Source organism: Thauera sp. JM12B12 (assembly GCF_039614725.1).
Lineage (GTDB): Bacteria > Pseudomonadota > Gammaproteobacteria > Burkholderiales > Rhodocyclaceae > Thauera.
Genome location: NZ_CP154859.1, coordinates 2,667,298 through 2,682,451 on the forward strand (window position 1 = coordinate 2,667,298; position 15,154 = coordinate 2,682,451).

A 15,154-nucleotide genomic window follows, 5' to 3' on the forward strand; every position below is an offset into this window, starting at 1 on the left:
CCGCCTGCCGCTATAATGCGCGGTTTCCCAGATTCAGCCGGAGCCGCACCCATGGAAGCCGAACGCCAGAACGCCATCGCCGAAAAACTCGCCGACCTCGCCGCCCGCGGTCGCGAACTACGGAGGTATCTTTGACTACGATGTGAAAGCATCGAAGCTCGAAGAAGTCAATCGCGCGCTCGAAGACCCGGCGGTCTGGAACAACGCCGAACGCGCGCAGGAGCTCGGCAAGGAGAAGCGCCAGCTCGAGGACGTGGTGCTGACGCTGCAGCAGATCGACGCGCAGTCGCGCGACCTCAAGGATCTGTTCGAGCTCGCCGAAGCCGAGGACGACGACGACACCTTCGAGGCGGTCGAGGCCGACCTCGGCGACCTGCAGGCCGAAGTCGAGAAGCTCGAGTTCCGCCGCATGTTCAGCAACCCGATGGACCCCAACAACTGCTTCATCGAGATCCAGGCCGGCGCCGGCGGCACCGAGGCCCAGGACTGGGCGGGCATGCTCGAGCGCATGTACCTGCGCTACGGCGAGAAGAAAGGCTTCAGCGTCGAGCTGATGGAAGAGACCGAGGGCGAAGTCGCCGGCATCAAGAACTGCACGATCAAGCTCTCCGGCGAGTACGCCTACGGCTACCTGCGCACCGAGACCGGCATCCACCGCCTGGTGCGCAAGTCGCCGTTCGACTCCAACGCCCGCCGCCACACCAGCTTCACCTCGGTGTTCGTGTATCCGGAGGTCGATGACTCGATCGAGATCGAGATCAACCCCGCCGACCTGCGCATCGACACCTACCGCGCCTCGGGCGCCGGCGGCCAGCACATCAACAAGACCGACTCGGCGGTGCGGATCACGCACGAGCCCACCGGCATCGTCGTGCAGTGCCAGAACGACCGCTCGCAGCACAAGAACAAGGCCGAGGCCATGTCGATGCTGAAGGCGCGCCTGTACGAGGCGGAGCTGCGCAAGCGCCAGTCCGAGCAGCAGAAGCTGGAAGACTCCAAGAGCGACATCGGCTGGGGCCACCAGATCCGCAGCTACGTGCTCGACCAGTCGCGCATCAAGGATCTGCGTACCAGCTACGAGGTCGGCAACACCCAGGCCGTGCTCGACGGGGACCTGGACGACTTCATCGCGGCGAGCCTGAAGCAGGGCGTCTGAGCTCGCCACCGGCCCGCCTCGAGCCATCATTCGCGGGCAAGCCCGCTCCCACGGAAATCGCCGCGGCTTTGTGGGGGTTTGCCCGCGAATGCTCGCGCCAAGTTCTTGGGAGCAAGGTCCTGTGGGATCGGACTTGCCCGCCAACGCCCTCTCCAAGCTCGTGGGCGCGACTATCTGTGGGAGCGGGCTCGCCCGCGAAACTGCGGTTCGGCGACCGCGAGATCCGATGATCGATGACTGACCCCTTCCTCTCCGACTTCCTCGCCGCGGGCGTCGATGCCGATGAGGTGCCCGAGCTCGCGGCGCTCGCCTCGGCGCGCCCGCTGCTCGACGCCTTCATCACGCTGTTCCGCGGCACCGAGGCCGAGGTGCTGATGCGCCTGCTGGTGCTGCGCGAGATCGGCCGCGAGGCCGACTCGCCGCGCTGGTCGCCCGAGGCCCTGCGCGCGCGCTTCACCTATCTCGACCCGGTCAAGCTCGAGACGGTGCTGAAGCGCCTGCGCGACAACGCGCTGCTGGCGATCGGCGAGGACGGCCACTATGCGCTCTCCGACATCGGCCGCAACGCGGTGGCGGCGATCGCGATGCTGCTGCGCTTCGGCGAGGAAGAGGACGCCGAGCTCGGCTTTCTCACCGCCCAGCTCGCCGGCCTGCAGGCGGTGGGCAGCATCACGCCGGAAGCCCTCGGCCACCTGCTGTCCAAGCTCAACGACCTGACCTGGCACTTCGAGGAGGCGATCGCCTCGGGCTCCGAGTTCCGCATCCTCGACGCCCGCCGCCGGCTGTCGGCCAACGGACGCTGGCTCGAGCGCGGCACCGACATCCTCAACACGCTGCTCGCCGATCCCGAGGTCGACTTCGACATCGCCCGCATCGCGCAGCGCATCGGCCTGGCGCAATCGCGCCTGGCACGGGTGGACGCCGCCTTCCAGCGCGCGCTGAACAAGATCGAGTCGCAGCGGGTGACGCTGGGCGCCTCCGGGATCTCGTCCTCGGACGTCTCCGCCTGGCTGCGCAGCCTCGATGCACCAACGCTGGCCGGACTCGCCGTCGATGCCTTCGCCGCCGTGCCCGAACTCGCGCTGCTGGCGGGCGGCCACGAGCTGCTCGATCGCGCCGAAAGCCAGCTCGAGGGCGAAGCCGCGGCCGCCGCGGTGGACGCGAGCCTGCCGCCCCCCGACGCCGCCGGGGCGGACGTCACGCTGCAGGCGGAGGACCTGCGCCTGCTCGAGCACCTCATCCACCGCCTCGAAGCCCTGCCCGCGCCACAGCCGCTGCAGAACGTGGTGGCCGGCGGCGGATTCGCGCCGGCGAGCTACCGCCTGTCGCTGCTCGCCCTGCTGGCCGACGGCGCCGAGGCCGGCCCCGAGGACGGCCCGGTCGGCAGCCTGATGCGCCTGCCGATGGACGTCACGTTCGGCGACACCCTGACACCGGTCGGCGAAGACGAGATCGCCGCGATCACGCTCGGCGAAGTCCGCCCGCGCGCGGCTGCGCGGGCCTGAGCCTGCCACCCGGACCCCTTCATGGAACACGAACTCAAGACCCTCACCGCCCGCCTGCTCGCGCAGCGCTGGCTGCCGCGCAACGACAAGCTGGTGCGACGCGCGCTGGTGGACGAGACCTTCCGCTTCGAACTCGACCGGCGGCTGGCCGATGTCGGCCTGCGTCTGCTCGACAATCCCTACGCCGCCCATGTCGGCGTCGCACTCGAAGCCGAGCTCGCCGAGCCCGTGTTCGGTGCCGGCCGCGAATACGCCGCCAGCAACCTGGGCCTCACCCGCGACGAGATCGCCTTGCTGGTGATCCTCTGGGCGCTGATCGTGCTGCCCAAGCGCGAACGCCAGGTCACCCGCCGCGAGCTCGCCGACGACGGCCAGAGCGACCTCTTCGGCGGCGCCGACAAGCCGGTCGGCCACGGCGAGTCGGTGTCGGGCGCGCTCACCGAGGCCTCCCTGATCGCCGACTTCGGCCCGCGCCTGGGCGGGCGCACGAAAGTCCGCAACTTCATGCTCGGCAAGCTCGCCCGCCTCGGCTTCATCGAGCGCCGCAACGGCCTGATCAGCGAAGGCCCGCTGCTCGACCTCGCGCTCGACTACCGCGTGATGGCCGACCGCATCATCCACGGCACGCTCGGCGAGGTGCTCGCCGCCGCCGGTCACGCGCTGCCCGAGGGCAATGCCTTCGACCTTGCAGACGTGCTCCCCGACGAGGACCCTCCCGCGGAGGACGCGTGACCGCACCGCTCCCACAGCATCGGCTCCCGCAAAGTCGGCTCCCTCAACTTCGGCTCCCGCAGCACCGGCTCCCGCAGCGGCCCTTGCCTCTGAAGGGCCACTCAGCATTTCCGTCACAAGATCCCGCTAATTCATGCCCCTGCCCATCATCGACCCCGCCCGCTACGAGGACCAGCTCGCCGCCAAGCTCGCACGTTACCGCGCCGACTTCGCTGAATTCGAGCTGCCCGAGCCCGCGCTCTTCCGCTCGGCGCCGCTGCACTATCGCCTGCGCGCCGAGTTCCGCCTGTGGCACCAGGACGGCCGCATCGACTATGCGATGTTCGACAGCGCGGACCCGAAGCAGCCGATCCTGCTCGACACCTTCCCCGCCGCCGCCGAACCGATCGCCACCCTGATGCCGCGCCTGCGCGACGCGCTCCAGGCGAGCGAGCCGCTGCGGCGCAAGATCTTCCAGGTCGAGTTCCTCGCCACCCTGAGCGGCGAGTGCCTGGTCAGCCTGGTCTACCACCGCCCGCTCGACGAGGCCTGGGAAGCCGCCGCGCGCGCGCTCGCCGCCGCGCTCGACATCCAGGTCATCGGCCGCAGCCGCAAGCAGAAGATCGTGTTCGAGCGCGACTGGGTGCAGGAGGCGCTCGAGGTCGATGGCCAGCGCCTGCGCTACCAGCAGTTCGAAGGCAGCTTCACCCAGCCCAACGGCGGCGTGAACCAGCACATGCTCAGCTGGGCGCGCGCGCAGGCGAAGGCGGTCGGCGCCGGCCCGCAAGGCGCGGGCGACCTGCTCGAGCTGTACTGCGGCAACGGCAACTTCACCGTGGCGCTGGCGCCGCTGTTCGGCCGCGTGCTCGCCACCGAGATGAGCAAGACCTCGGTGCGCGCCGCCCACACCAACCTCGCCGACAACGGCGTGGGCAACGTCACCATGGTGCGCATGGCGAGCGAGGAGATCAGCGACGCGCTCGCCGGCGGCCGCGAGTACCGCCGCATGGCGGGCGTCGACCTGGCCGGCTATCGCTTCACCACGCTCTTCGTCGACCCGCCGCGCGCCGGCCTCGACGAGGGCACGATCGCGCTGGCGAAGGGCTTCGACAACATCCTCTACATCTCCTGCAACCCCGAGACCCTGCGCGCCAACGTCGCCGCGCTGGCGGAGACGCACCGCATCGCGGCCGCGGCGGCCTTCGACCAGTTCCCCTACACCCACCACCTCGAGTGCGGGCTGCTGCTACAGAAGCGATGACGATGAAAACCTCCCGTGGGAGCGGGCTTGCCCGCGAACTTTGCCTGCTTGGCCGCTGTATTCGCGGGCAAGCCCGCTCCCACGGCTACTCAAGCACCATCGCCTACCTGCACTCACAGAGCCGTTCTCACGCCAGCTTCTGCACCAGCGCCCACAGCAGCAGGACATCGCCATCGGGTGCCACCCGTCAAGACTGATACCCCATGTTCCACATCAAGACCCTCGAGCTCGTCCATTGGGACTTCTGGCGACGCTTCTCGCTGCCGCTGGACGCGCAGATCATCACCATCGTCGGCCCCAACGGCTCGGGCAAGACCACGCTGCTCGACGCCCTGCGCACCCTCTTTGCGCTGCGCTGCTCGGGCAAGCGCGACTTCCGCCGCTACGTGCGCCGCGCCGAGCGCAGCTTCGCGTGGATCCGCGCGGTGGTCGCCAACCAGCCCGGGCACAGCGGCAAGCGGCCGTTCTTTCCCTGCCTCGCCGACGAGGTCACCCTCGCCTGCCGCATCCGCAAGGCCGGCGGCGACTGGATCCGCGACTACACCATCGTCGACGGCAACCTGCCGATCGAGGCGCTCGAACAGACCAGCGACTGGATCGGCCTGCGCGACTACCAGAACCGCCTGGCCTGGGGCGGGCTGACGCCGGCGATCACCAAGGTGCTGGCGCTGGAACAGGGCGACACCGACAAGCTGTGCGAATACTCGCCCAAGGCGCTGCTCGAGCTGGTGTTCGACGTCTTCGGCGACAAGGAGGTGCTGGACAACTACCAGGCTGCGCGCGAGGAGCAGAAGTCGGCCGAGCGTGAGCTCGGCGAGCTCGGCATCGACCTCGACCGCCTGAAGACGCAGGCCGAGGAGAAGAAGGCCGAGGCCAATCGCTTCCTCGAGTGGAAGCAGCTCGCCGACGAGGCCCAGGCACTGGAAGCCGAGATCGTGCCGCGGCTGGAGATCGCCGAACTCGAGCGCGAGATCGCCGGCGAGCGCGAGGCGCTGCAGCGCGTCGGTAGCGAGCGCGCCGAGAAGCTCGTCGAGCAGCGCGAGTCGCGCCAGCGCCTGGACGCGGTGCGCGCCGAGCAGGCGCGCGCACAGGCCGAGCGCAAGCGCCTGAAGGACGCCGATGCCGCCACCGAGCAGCACTACCTCGCCGCCCACGATCGCGTGCGCGACCTCGACAAGCTGCTCGAGGAACGCGACATGCTGCGCGCCCAGCTCGCCAGCGAGCATGGCGCCGATGCGCTCGCACTGGAAAAGGAGCACGAGGAGGCCGACGCGGCGCTGGCCAGCCTGCGCCGCAGGGAACGCGAGCTGCTCGCCGCCTTCGAGGAGAAGACCGAAACGCTGCGCGGCGAGCGCAACCGCGCCGGCCCGCCGGGCGATGGCGAAGTGGCGCGCTTCCGCGTCAAGCTCACTGCAGACGGGATCGCACACAAGAGCCTCGCCGAGGTGGTCGAGGTCACCGACCCCGCCTGGCAGGCCGCGCTCGAGGCCATCCTGCGTCCCTACCGCCACCTGATCCTGCTCGAGCGCGAAGCCGACCGCCACGCCGCATGGGCGCTCGGCGAGCGCGAGCGCTTCCGCCACTTCATCGTGCCCGAGCGCGAGAGCGCCCCGCCGCCGCGACCGATGAGCCTGGCCGAGGTGGTGGAGTTCAGCGCCCCGGTGCCGCGCTGGCTCTCCGATCTGCTCAACCGCATCCGCCGCGTCGACAATGCCGAGGCCGCGCGCGAGCTGCCGCGCGAGCAGGAGTGGATCACCCGCGACGGCTACCACCGCGAGCGCCGCGGTGCCCGCCACCTCGGCCGGCCGCAGGAATTTCACTTCGGCGAGCTCGCCCGCCAGTCGCGCATCGCCGCGCTGCAGGAGGAGATCGTCGGCCTCGACAAGCAGCTCCAGGCCCTGCGCCCCAAGCTGGATGCGGCCGCTGCCCGGCTCACCCTGATCCGCCAGCGCCTGCTCGGCCTGCAGTCGGCGCAGCTGCTCGCCGCCAAGGCCGAGACCTACGCCAGCGCCGAGACCGAGCTGCCCGCCGCGCGCAAGGCGCTCACCGAGGCGATCGCCGAGCGCAGCGAGACGCGCGGCGAGATGGACCGCCTCGCCGAAAAGCTCAACGGCATCCAGATCGAGCTCGACCGCCGCAACCGCGAGCTCAAGGCCATCGAGCTGCGCCTGGCCGACATCGCGCGCGAACACGGCCCGCGCCGCCACGCCCAGGCCGAACGCATCATGAAGCTGCGCCGCCGCCGGCGCGGCATGCCGCCGCACTGGCTGGACACCGGCGAGCTCGCCCTGCTCGCCGACAAGTACGGCGACGCCCGCGGCGCCCGCCTGCAGCTCGAGCGCCTGCGCCGCCATCTCGACGAGGGCGACTGGATCACCGACCCCGCGGTGCTGGTCGTGCGCGACCGGCTCGCCGCCGAGGTCGCGCTGCGCGAGCGCGACTATCTCAACCGTCAGGGCTACTGCACCACCGCGCGCCTGCACACCGACAACGCGCGCGCCGCCTACATCGCCAAGCTGCGCGCCACCGTGCGCCAGTACGCGAAGAACCTGAAGGCGCTCGGCGAGCTCGCCAACGTCAGCGTGGACTGCCCCACCCCGCACCTGGACAACGACGACCTCGCGCTCGCCCAGGCCGGGCTCGAGGTGCGCTTCGACTTCGACCGCAAGGGCGCGGTGGGCTTGAACGACGGCGAGGCCTCCGGCGGCCAGCAGGTCATGAAGTCGCTGATCCTGCTCATCGGCCTGCTGATGGACGAGTCCCGCCCGGGCGGCTTCGTGTTCATCGACGAGCCCTTCGCCCACCTGGACGTCGCCAACATCGACCGCGTCGGCACCTTCCTGCGCGCCACCCGCGCGCAGTACCTGATCACCACCCCGGTCACCCACAACGCCAATGTCTTCGCGCCGGCGCAGCTGACGCTGGTGACACGCAAGAAGCAGCCGGGCAGCGACTGGGCACCGCCGATCGGGGTGCTGCAGCGGGCGGTGGACTAAGACGGCGCTGAGGGCGTCCGCAATGCCGCGCCCTCAGCGCTCCAGCAACGCCTCTGCCGGGGCGCCAACGCGCACGTTGCCCCAATGGCGGCCGTTGACCATGATCGGCATGGCGATGTCGCACAGCACCTCGCCGGTGTCGCGCAGGTAGGTCTGCAGCAGCATCGGCTCGGTGTTGCGCGCGGCGCGCAACTCGGGCGGACGCTCGAACTTGCGGCAGGTGCGGTTGCCGACCAGATCCTTTTCGGGGTGGCCGGTGAGCGGCTTCGAGAATCGGGTGTTGTGCGCCGACAGATAGCTGTCCGCATTCACCGCGACCGCGAACACCGCGCCCCCGGCGCGCTCCAGGCTCTCGTCGAGGATGCGCTGGCAGCGCCGGGTGAATTCATCACCCCAGGCGACCTTGAACTTGGGCGGATTGGTGCCGCCGACCGGCCGGTAATTGCGGTCGAACACGTCGACGCGCCCCTCGGCCATCGCGCACAGCTCGGCCTGGACGCGATCACGGAAGACGCGGGTCTCGTTCACCAGACGGTCGAAGGCGCCCGTGCCGATCTTGAAGCGCGACACCAGCTCCTGCACCGCCTCGGTGGATTTGGTGAGGTCGAGCGTGCGCCGCTCGCAGTCGTCCATCTGCTGCGCGACCGAGGCCGAGAGCTCATGGATCTCGCTGACATTCGCGTGCACGTGGGCGTTGGTCTCGGTCAGCGAGTCCATGCCGACCGCGATCTGGGTGAGCTGGCCGCCGGTGCGCTCGAACTCGCCGACCATGTGCTCGAACTGGCTGGCCGAGCGCGTCACCACATCGCGCGTCTGCTCGACGTCGCCGTTGATGACCTCGTTCTCGGCGCGGGTCTCGCCGACCAGCTCGAGCATGCCGTTGATGTTGCCGACGATCTCCTGCGTGGCCTGGTTGACGCGCTCGGCGAGCTTGCGCACCTCGTCGGCCACGACCGCGAAGCCGCGCCCCGCCTCGCCCGCGCGCGCGGCCTCGATGGCGGCGTTGAGCGCGAGCAGATTGGTCTGGTCGGCGATCTCGCGGATCAGCGCGGCGATCTGCTTGACGCTCTCCGAGCGCTGCGACAGGTCGTCCACCGTGTGATTGAAGCGCTGCAGCTTCTCGCTCACCGCGTTGATCTTGGCCGCAATGTGCTGCACCTCGGCGAGCGATTCGCGCGCGATGTCGAGGTTACGCAGCGTCGAGGCGTCGATCTCGCGCGCATTGGACGAAACCTCGCCAATCGCCGCCGTTGACCGGGTGCTGGCCTCGAACACGGTCTCGGTCATCTCGCCCTGCTGGCGGGCATCCTGGGCCGAGCGCTCCACCCCGAGCTTCACCTGAACCGCCTCGCGCGCGATGCTCACGCTCATCGTACGCACCTTGCCGATGATCTCGCGCATCTTCGCTGCAAAGCGGTTGTAACCCGCCGCGAGCTCGCGTAGTTCGTCATGGGTGGTGAGCGGGAGGTCGCGCGAGAAGTCGCCCTCGCCGCGGGCGATCTCGTCGAAGATCCCGGTGATGACGCGGATCGGTCGCACGATCAGGTGGCGCAGGTAAAGGATGTGCCCGAGCATCATCGCGAGCGCGAGCGCGGACAGTGCGAGCATTGCGTACAGCCCCGCGTCGAAGGCCGCCGCCACCGCAACGAGGGTCTCGGGTGCGACCGTGCCCGCCCTCAACGCGGATTCGATCTCCGCGCGCTGGCTGTAGCCGATGCCCAGATAGCCCAGATTGACCACGAATAGCAGCAGGAAGCTGAAGAGTTTCCTGGTGAGCGAGTTCCAGAAGGTGCGCTCGATGTACTCGTAGAGAGTCCCTGCGGTGCTCATGGGATATTCCAATTTGACGATAAGCTCGATGATTCTATCGGTCCCCACACTGGGGACTTTAGGATTTCGGCGCGGCGGCACCTGTCCGCGCCTGACCCGCGAGTGCACCTGCAGCGCACCGGTCGCCAGTGCGGCGGCAATTGCCCCGCCCTGCCGGCCCTGCCACAATTACGCCTTTCGCGCCGGCGCCACGCTGCCGCGCTCCCCTTTCCTTCGCATCGAACATCGAGCCATGGCCGACCAGACCAACACCCAGCCCCAGGACGAAAACCACCTGATCGCCGAGCGCCGCGAGAAGCTCGCCGCCTGGCGCGCCAGCGGCCGCGCCTTCCCCAACGACTTCTCGCGCGAGAACACCGCGGGCAAGCTCGACGAGCTCTACGGCGAAAAAGAAGCGGACGAGCTAGAGGCCACCCCGGTCGAGGTCAAGGTGGCCGGCCGCATCATGTTGAAGCGCGTGATGGGCAAGGCGAGCTTCGTCACCATCCAGGACCTCTCGGGCCGCATCCAGCTCTACGTGCAACGCGACGGCGTGGGCGAGGACGTCTATGCCCAGTTCAAGACCTGGGACATCGGCGACATCGTCGGTTGCGTGGGCACCGTGTTCAAGACCAAGACCGGCGAGCTCTCGGTCAAGGCCGCGGAGATCCGCCTGCTCACCAAGAGCCTGCGCCCGCTGCCGGACAAGTTCCACGGCCTCACCGACGTCGAGCAGAAGTACCGCCAGCGCTATGTCGACATGATCATGAACGAGCAGACACGCTTCACCTTCGTCGCGCGCAGCCGCATGGTGCAGTCGATCCGCAACTACATGACCGGCCACGGCTTCCTCGAGGTCGAGACGCCGATGATGCACCCGATCCCGGGCGGCGCCGCGGCCAAGCCCTTCACCACCCACCACAACGCGCTCGACATGGAGCTCTTCCTGCGCATCGCGCCCGAGCTCTACCTCAAGCGCCTGGTGGTGGGCGGCTTCGAGAAGGTGTTCGAGGTCAACCGCAACTTCCGCAACGAAGGCCTCAGCCCGCGCCACAACCCCGAATTCACCATGATGGAGTTCTACGAGGCGTACGCGAACTACAAGACGCTGATGGACTTCACCGAGGGCCTGATCCGCCACGCCGCGCGCGAGGCGCTGGGCACCGAGTCCTTCGTGTACCAGGGCCGCGAGCTCGACCTGTCGAAGCCCTTCCACCGCCTCACCATCGTGCAGGCGATCCGCAAGTACCACCCGGGCTTCACCGAGGAACAACTGGCCGATGCCGACTGGCTGAAGGCCAAGATCGTCGCCTTCGGCGAGAAGGTGAAGCCGGGCGGTCTGGGCAGCCTGCAGCTGCAGCTGTTCGAGGCCTGCGCCGAAGCCGAGCTGTGGGAGCCGACCTTCATCATCGACTACCCGGTCGAAGTGTCGCCGCTTGCGCGCGCCTCGGACACCGACCCCGAGATCACCGAGCGCTTCGAACTCTTCATCGTCGGCCGCGAGATCGCCAACGGCTTTTCCGAGCTCAACGACCCCGAGGACCAGGCCGCGCGCTTCCGCGCCCAGGTCGAGGCCAAGGAGGCCGGTGACGAGGAAGCCATGTATTTCGATGCCGACTACATCCGCGCGCTCGAGTACGGCCTGCCCCCGACCGGCGGCTGCGGCATCGGCATCGACCGTCTGGTGATGCTGCTCACCGACGCGCCGGCGATCCGCGACGTGATCCTGTTCCCGCAGATGCGCCCGGAGTACGTCGCCGCGGCCTCGCTGCAGGACAACGCGCTCTGATCGGACCTGCCGCCCGGCGGTGGCTGGAAGCCGTCGCTGCCGGCGGTCGGGCGGACCTCTCAGGCCATGCCACTCGTCCCCGCACGCCTCGAACACGACGCCGACGGCGTGCTTTATTCGAGCGCGTTCGGGGATTTCTATCACGCGCGTGACGACGCCCTCGGCCAGCCCCACCACGTCTTCCTGGGCGGAAACGGACTGCCCGGTCGCTGGCAGGCGCGCGAGCACTTCACCATCGTCGAGACCGGCTTCGGCGCCGGCCTCAACTTCCTCACCACCTGGGCCGCGTGGCGCGCCGACCCGCAGCGCAGCGCGCGGCTGCACTTCGTCTCGGTCGAACTGCACCCCTTCACGGTCGCGGACCTTGTCAGCATCCACGCGCGCTGGCCGCAATTCGCCGCGCTCGCCGACGAGTTGCACGCACAGTGGCCGGTACTCACTCCCGGACTGCATCGCCTCAACCTCGATCATGGCCGCGTCACGCTGACGCTCTACCTCGGCGAAGCGGCCGAGGGCCTCGCGCAGCTGGTCACGCGCGCCGACGCCTTCTATCTCGACGGCTTCGCACCCGCGAAGAACGCCGACCTGTGGTCGGCGCGTGTCTTTCACCTGCTCGCCCGCCTCGCGGCCCCGGGCGCGACGCTGGCAACCTGGTCGGTGGCGGGCAGCGTGCGCGAGGGCCTGCGCCACGCCGGCTTCGCGGTCGAGAAGGCCCCGGGCTTCGCCGGCAAATGGCAGATGCTGCGCGGCGGCCTCGAGCGCGCGCCCTCCGCCGGCACCACCGCGCCGGCGCACGCCGGGGCACGTCATGCGCTGATCATCGGCGCGGGCATTGCCGGGTGCACGCTCGCAGAGCGCCTGACGGAGCGCGGCTGGAGCGTGGATCTGGTCGACGAAGCGCCGGTCTGCGCCCAGGGCGCGTCGGGGAACCTTGCCGGCGTGATGCGTCCGCTGCCCAGTCTCGACGACAACCGCATGAGCAGGCTCACGCGCGCGGGCAGCCTCCATGGCTGGCGCAACATCGCGCGCCTGCGCAGGCGCGGTCTCGAGCTACGGGCCGAGGCCTGCGGGGTGCTGCATCTCGGCCGCGACGCCCGACAGGAAGAGAAGATGCGCGCGGTGGTCGAGCGGCTGGCGCTTCCCGCAGCGCACCTCGCCTACGTCGATGCGGACACCGCAGCTGCGATCGCCGGCTGCGCCGTCGCCAGCGGCGGCTGGTGGTTTGCGGACAGCGGCTGGGTGCAGCCGCCCAGCCTGTGCGCCGCCAGCCTGGCCGCGGCCGGCGCGCGATTGCGCGTCCACTTCGGCCGCCGCGTGGCCCGCCTCGAGCCCGGCGTCGACGCATGGCGCGCGCTCGACGCGGACGGCAGGCAGATCGCCGAAGCGCCCGTCGCCATCCTCGCCGCTGGCACCGGCGTGCGCGATCTTGCCTTGGCGCATGCGCTTCCGGTGCTCAGCGCGCGCGGCCAGGTCACCCACCTGCCCGCGGCCGCCGGCAGCGCGCCGCGTGTCGTGGTCTGTCGCGGCGGCTACGTCAGCCCGGCGGTCGACGGCCTGCGCTGTGCGGGCGCCACCTTCGCGGTCGATGACGACGACAACGGCCTGCGCATGGCCGACCACCTGGACAACCTCGCCAAGCTGGAGGCGATGCTGCCGGGCTTCGCCGCCCACCTCGACGCCAACTGCCTGGATGGCCGGGTGGGTTTTCGCCCGGCCTCGCCCGACCGCCTGCCGATGGTGGGCGCGCTGCCCGCTGCGGCCGCCACCGGCGCCCTCACCGCCAAGGGCGACATCGGCGCCCGCCTCGCCACGCTGCCGCGCGCGCCTGGCCTGTACGCGCTCTCCGGCTATGGCGCGCGCGGGCTGGTGTGGGCGGCGCTCGCCGCCGAGTGGCTCGCCAGCCGGCTCGAGGGCGAGCCGCTGCCGCTGACCCGCGACCTCGGCGAGGCCATCGACCCGGCGCGTTTCCTGCTGCGCCCACCGCCCGGCGGACGCATAGAAGAATGAAGCAACGCCAGATCGACGCCCTGCGCGCCGCACTCGACAGTGCGAAGTTCCGCCTCGAAGCCACCCAGGATCTCGCCCGCGTCGGCGACTGGGAGCTCGAACGCCACAGCGGCCGCATGCACTGGTCGCGCCAGCTGTTCCGCCTGTTCGAGCGCCCGGACGCGCTCGGCGTGCCCGACATCAACGAGGCGCTGAGCTACTACAGCCCCGAATCGCTCGAGCGCACGCGCGACCTCTTCTGGCAGGCGATCGACACCGGCAAGCGCTGCGCGCTCGAACAGGAGGTCGTACTGCCCTCGGGCCAGCGCCGTCGCCATGTCACCGTGATCGTTCCGGTCAGCAACGGCCAGGGTGAGGTGTACAAGCTCTATGGCACCGTGCAGGACATCAGCGAGCGGCGGGAACTGGAAGCCGAGCGCCTCGAGCACCTTGCCCGCCTGGAAAAGCTTTCCGCCCACCTGGTCGCGATCGAGGAGCGCGAGCGTCGCGAACTCGCCAGCGCCCTGCACGACCGCGCAAGCCCGAACCTCGCCGCACTGCGGATCCTGTTCGCGAACCTGGTCGAGGCGCTGCCTGCGGACGTGCGCGTCGAGGTCGAGCCGATGCTCGACGACGCCTCGGCCCTGCTCGCCGACACCACCGCGGGCATCCGCGAGATCTGTACCAACCTGCGTCCCGCCACCCTCGACTACGCCGGCCTCGAGCCCGCGCTGCGCGAGTACGCCGAGCAGTTCCGCGCACGCACCGGCCTCGAGGTGGCGATCGAAGTCGCCCCCGGCGCCGATGCGCGTACGCTGCCCCTCGCACTGCAGACACTGTGCTTCCGGCTGGTGAAGGAGGCGCTCACCAACTGCGCCAAGCACGCGTGCGCGGGTGGCGTACGCATCCGGGTCGCGCGTGACGCGGAATCCATCCACCTGTGCATCGCCGACGATGGCGTGGGCTTCGAACTGTCGCGCCTGGGTGAGGCGGGCAGCGTACCCGGGCTCGGCCTGATCACCATGCGCGAGCGCGTCGAGCTCGCCGGCGGCCGCTTCGTGCTACGCACCCATCCGGGCGACGGCACCGAGATCGAGGCGACGCTGCCCATCCCCGCAGCGGAGGCGCCCCCTCCCGGCGAGGCGCCGGCCAGCCCGCCTCCTGCCGCCGAGCGCGCGCACCGCGGCCTGCACCGCCGCGGTACGCAGGAGGGCCCGGGATGAGCCTGCGGATCGTGCTTGCAGACGACCACCAGATGTTCCGCCATGCCCTGCGCGCCCTGCTCGCGCGCGAACCCGATCTCGAGGTGGTCGCCGAGGCCTCGACCGGCGACGAAGTGCTGGCGATCGCCGCCGCACAGGCGGTCGACCTCGTCTGCATGGATATCGCCATGCCGGGCATGGACGGCATCGAGGCCACCCGCCGGCTGCTCGCCCGCCACCCGGGCGTGCGCGTGATCGGGCTGTCAGCCTTCGCCGACCGTCAGTTCGTCATCGACCTGCTCGATGCCGGCGCGCGCGGCTACATCACCAAGGCGGAGGCCGGTGAGGAACTGCTGCGCGCCATCCATACGGTGCGCGAGGGGCGCACCTACCTGTGCCCGGACGTCGCCGCCACCGTAGCCAACGCCCTGCGCGACCGCGGCCCGCTCTACGCCGCCGCGCCGCGCCTGACCACACGCGAGCGCCAGGTGCTGCAGCTCATCGCCGAGGGCCTGACCTCGGCGCAGATCGGCGACCGCCTGCACATCGCGGCCTCGACGGTGGAGGTGCACCGCCGCAACCTGATGCGCAAGCTCGACCTGCACAATGTGGCCGAACTCACCCGCTACGCGATCACGCAGGGGATCAGCCCGACCACCCTGCCCGGTGATCCGGGCGGCGCCTGAATCCTCCGCGCGCGCTGCCGCCTACCGGTAAACCGGTAGGCAAAACACGGCGA

General features: G+C 70.0%; 10 protein-coding genes. 9 read left to right on the forward strand and 1 reads right to left on the reverse strand.

Features of this window, described 5'->3' with window-relative positions:
• The first annotated feature begins 51 nt into the window (after positions 1-51).
• The 5 genes from prfB (at position 52) to AAG895_RS12045 (ending at position 7,629) form a co-directional block, all read left to right on the forward strand.
• A protein-coding gene (gene prfB / locus AAG895_RS12025; protein ID WP_345792246.1) for a peptide chain release factor 2 occupies positions 52-1,156 on the forward strand; the annotation gives its coding sequence in 2 pieces (ribosomal slippage) (positions 52-132 and positions 134-1,156; 1,104 coding nt in all).
• A 233-nt stretch (positions 1,157-1,389) separates the two neighbouring features.
• On the forward strand, positions 1,390-2,661 hold the full coding sequence (locus tag AAG895_RS12030; RefSeq protein ID WP_345792247.1) for a hypothetical protein: 1,272 nt from the start codon (positions 1,390-1,392) through the stop codon (positions 2,659-2,661).
• A 21-nt stretch (positions 2,662-2,682) separates the two neighbouring features.
• The gene (locus AAG895_RS12035) at positions 2,683-3,393 is read left to right on the forward strand and encodes a hypothetical protein (RefSeq protein ID WP_345792248.1); all 711 of its coding nucleotides are present in this window, start codon (positions 2,683-2,685) and stop codon (positions 3,391-3,393) included.
• A 133-nt stretch (positions 3,394-3,526) separates the two neighbouring features.
• Positions 3,527-4,633 (forward strand): tRNA (uridine(54)-C5)-methyltransferase TrmA, encoded by a 1,107-nt coding sequence (trmA, locus tag AAG895_RS12040; protein ID WP_345792249.1) that lies wholly within the window; start codon positions 3,527-3,529, stop codon positions 4,631-4,633.
• Between the two features lie 203 nt (positions 4,634-4,836).
• The gene (locus tag AAG895_RS12045; protein WP_345792250.1) at positions 4,837-7,629 is read left to right on the forward strand and encodes an AAA family ATPase; all 2,793 of its coding nucleotides are present in this window, start codon (positions 4,837-4,839) and stop codon (positions 7,627-7,629) included.
• A gap of 33 nt (positions 7,630-7,662) precedes the next feature.
• Here the strand turns inward: AAG895_RS12045 and AAG895_RS12050 are convergent, their stop codons facing one another.
• Positions 7,663-9,459 (reverse strand): methyl-accepting chemotaxis protein, encoded by a 1,797-nt coding sequence (locus tag AAG895_RS12050; protein ID WP_345792251.1) that lies wholly within the window; start codon positions 9,457-9,459, stop codon positions 7,663-7,665.
• A gap of 232 nt (positions 9,460-9,691) precedes the next feature.
• Between AAG895_RS12050 and lysS the strand changes: the two genes are divergently transcribed.
• The 4 genes from lysS (at position 9,692) to AAG895_RS12070 (ending at position 15,101) form a co-directional block, all read left to right on the forward strand.
• Positions 9,692-11,227 (forward strand): lysine--tRNA ligase, encoded by a 1,536-nt coding sequence (gene lysS / locus AAG895_RS12055; protein ID WP_345792252.1) that lies wholly within the window; start codon positions 9,692-9,694, stop codon positions 11,225-11,227.
• A 66-nt stretch (positions 11,228-11,293) separates the two neighbouring features.
• A complete protein-coding gene (gene mnmC, locus AAG895_RS12060) occupies positions 11,294-13,234 on the forward strand; it encodes a bifunctional tRNA (5-methylaminomethyl-2-thiouridine)(34)-methyltransferase MnmD/FAD-dependent 5-carboxymethylaminomethyl-2-thiouridine(34) oxidoreductase MnmC (protein WP_345792253.1) in 1,941 nt (646 codons plus the stop codon).
• The gene (locus AAG895_RS12065) at positions 13,231-14,436 is read left to right on the forward strand and encodes an ATP-binding protein (RefSeq protein ID WP_345792254.1); all 1,206 of its coding nucleotides are present in this window, start codon (positions 13,231-13,233) and stop codon (positions 14,434-14,436) included. The genes mnmC and AAG895_RS12065 overlap by 4 nt, the downstream gene beginning before the upstream one ends.
• Positions 14,433-15,101: a response regulator transcription factor gene (locus tag AAG895_RS12070; protein WP_345792255.1), complete on the forward strand. Its 669-nt coding sequence runs from the start codon at positions 14,433-14,435 to the stop codon at positions 15,099-15,101. The genes AAG895_RS12065 and AAG895_RS12070 overlap by 4 nt, the downstream gene beginning before the upstream one ends.
• Positions 15,102-15,154: the final 53 nt, after the last annotated feature.

Coding starts and splice junctions, on each gene's coding strand:
- AAG895_RS12030 (WP_345792247.1), top strand. CDS start 1,390: ATGACTGACCCCTTCCTCTCCGACTTCCTCGCCGCGGGCGTCGATGCC.
- AAG895_RS12035 (WP_345792248.1), top strand. CDS start 2,683: ATGGAACACGAACTCAAGACCCTCACCGCCCGCCTGCTCGCGCAGCGC.
- trmA (WP_345792249.1), top strand. CDS start 3,527: ATGCCCCTGCCCATCATCGACCCCGCCCGCTACGAGGACCAGCTCGCC.
- AAG895_RS12045 (WP_345792250.1), top strand. CDS start 4,837: ATGTTCCACATCAAGACCCTCGAGCTCGTCCATTGGGACTTCTGGCGA.
- AAG895_RS12050 (WP_345792251.1), bottom strand. CDS start 9,459: ATGAGCACCGCAGGGACTCTCTACGAGTACATCGAGCGCACCTTCTGG.
- lysS (WP_345792252.1), top strand. CDS start 9,692: ATGGCCGACCAGACCAACACCCAGCCCCAGGACGAAAACCACCTGATC.
- mnmC (WP_345792253.1), top strand. CDS start 11,294: ATGCCACTCGTCCCCGCACGCCTCGAACACGACGCCGACGGCGTGCTT.
- AAG895_RS12065 (WP_345792254.1), top strand. CDS start 13,231: ATGAAGCAACGCCAGATCGACGCCCTGCGCGCCGCACTCGACAGTGCG.
- AAG895_RS12070 (WP_345792255.1), top strand. CDS start 14,433: ATGAGCCTGCGGATCGTGCTTGCAGACGACCACCAGATGTTCCGCCAT.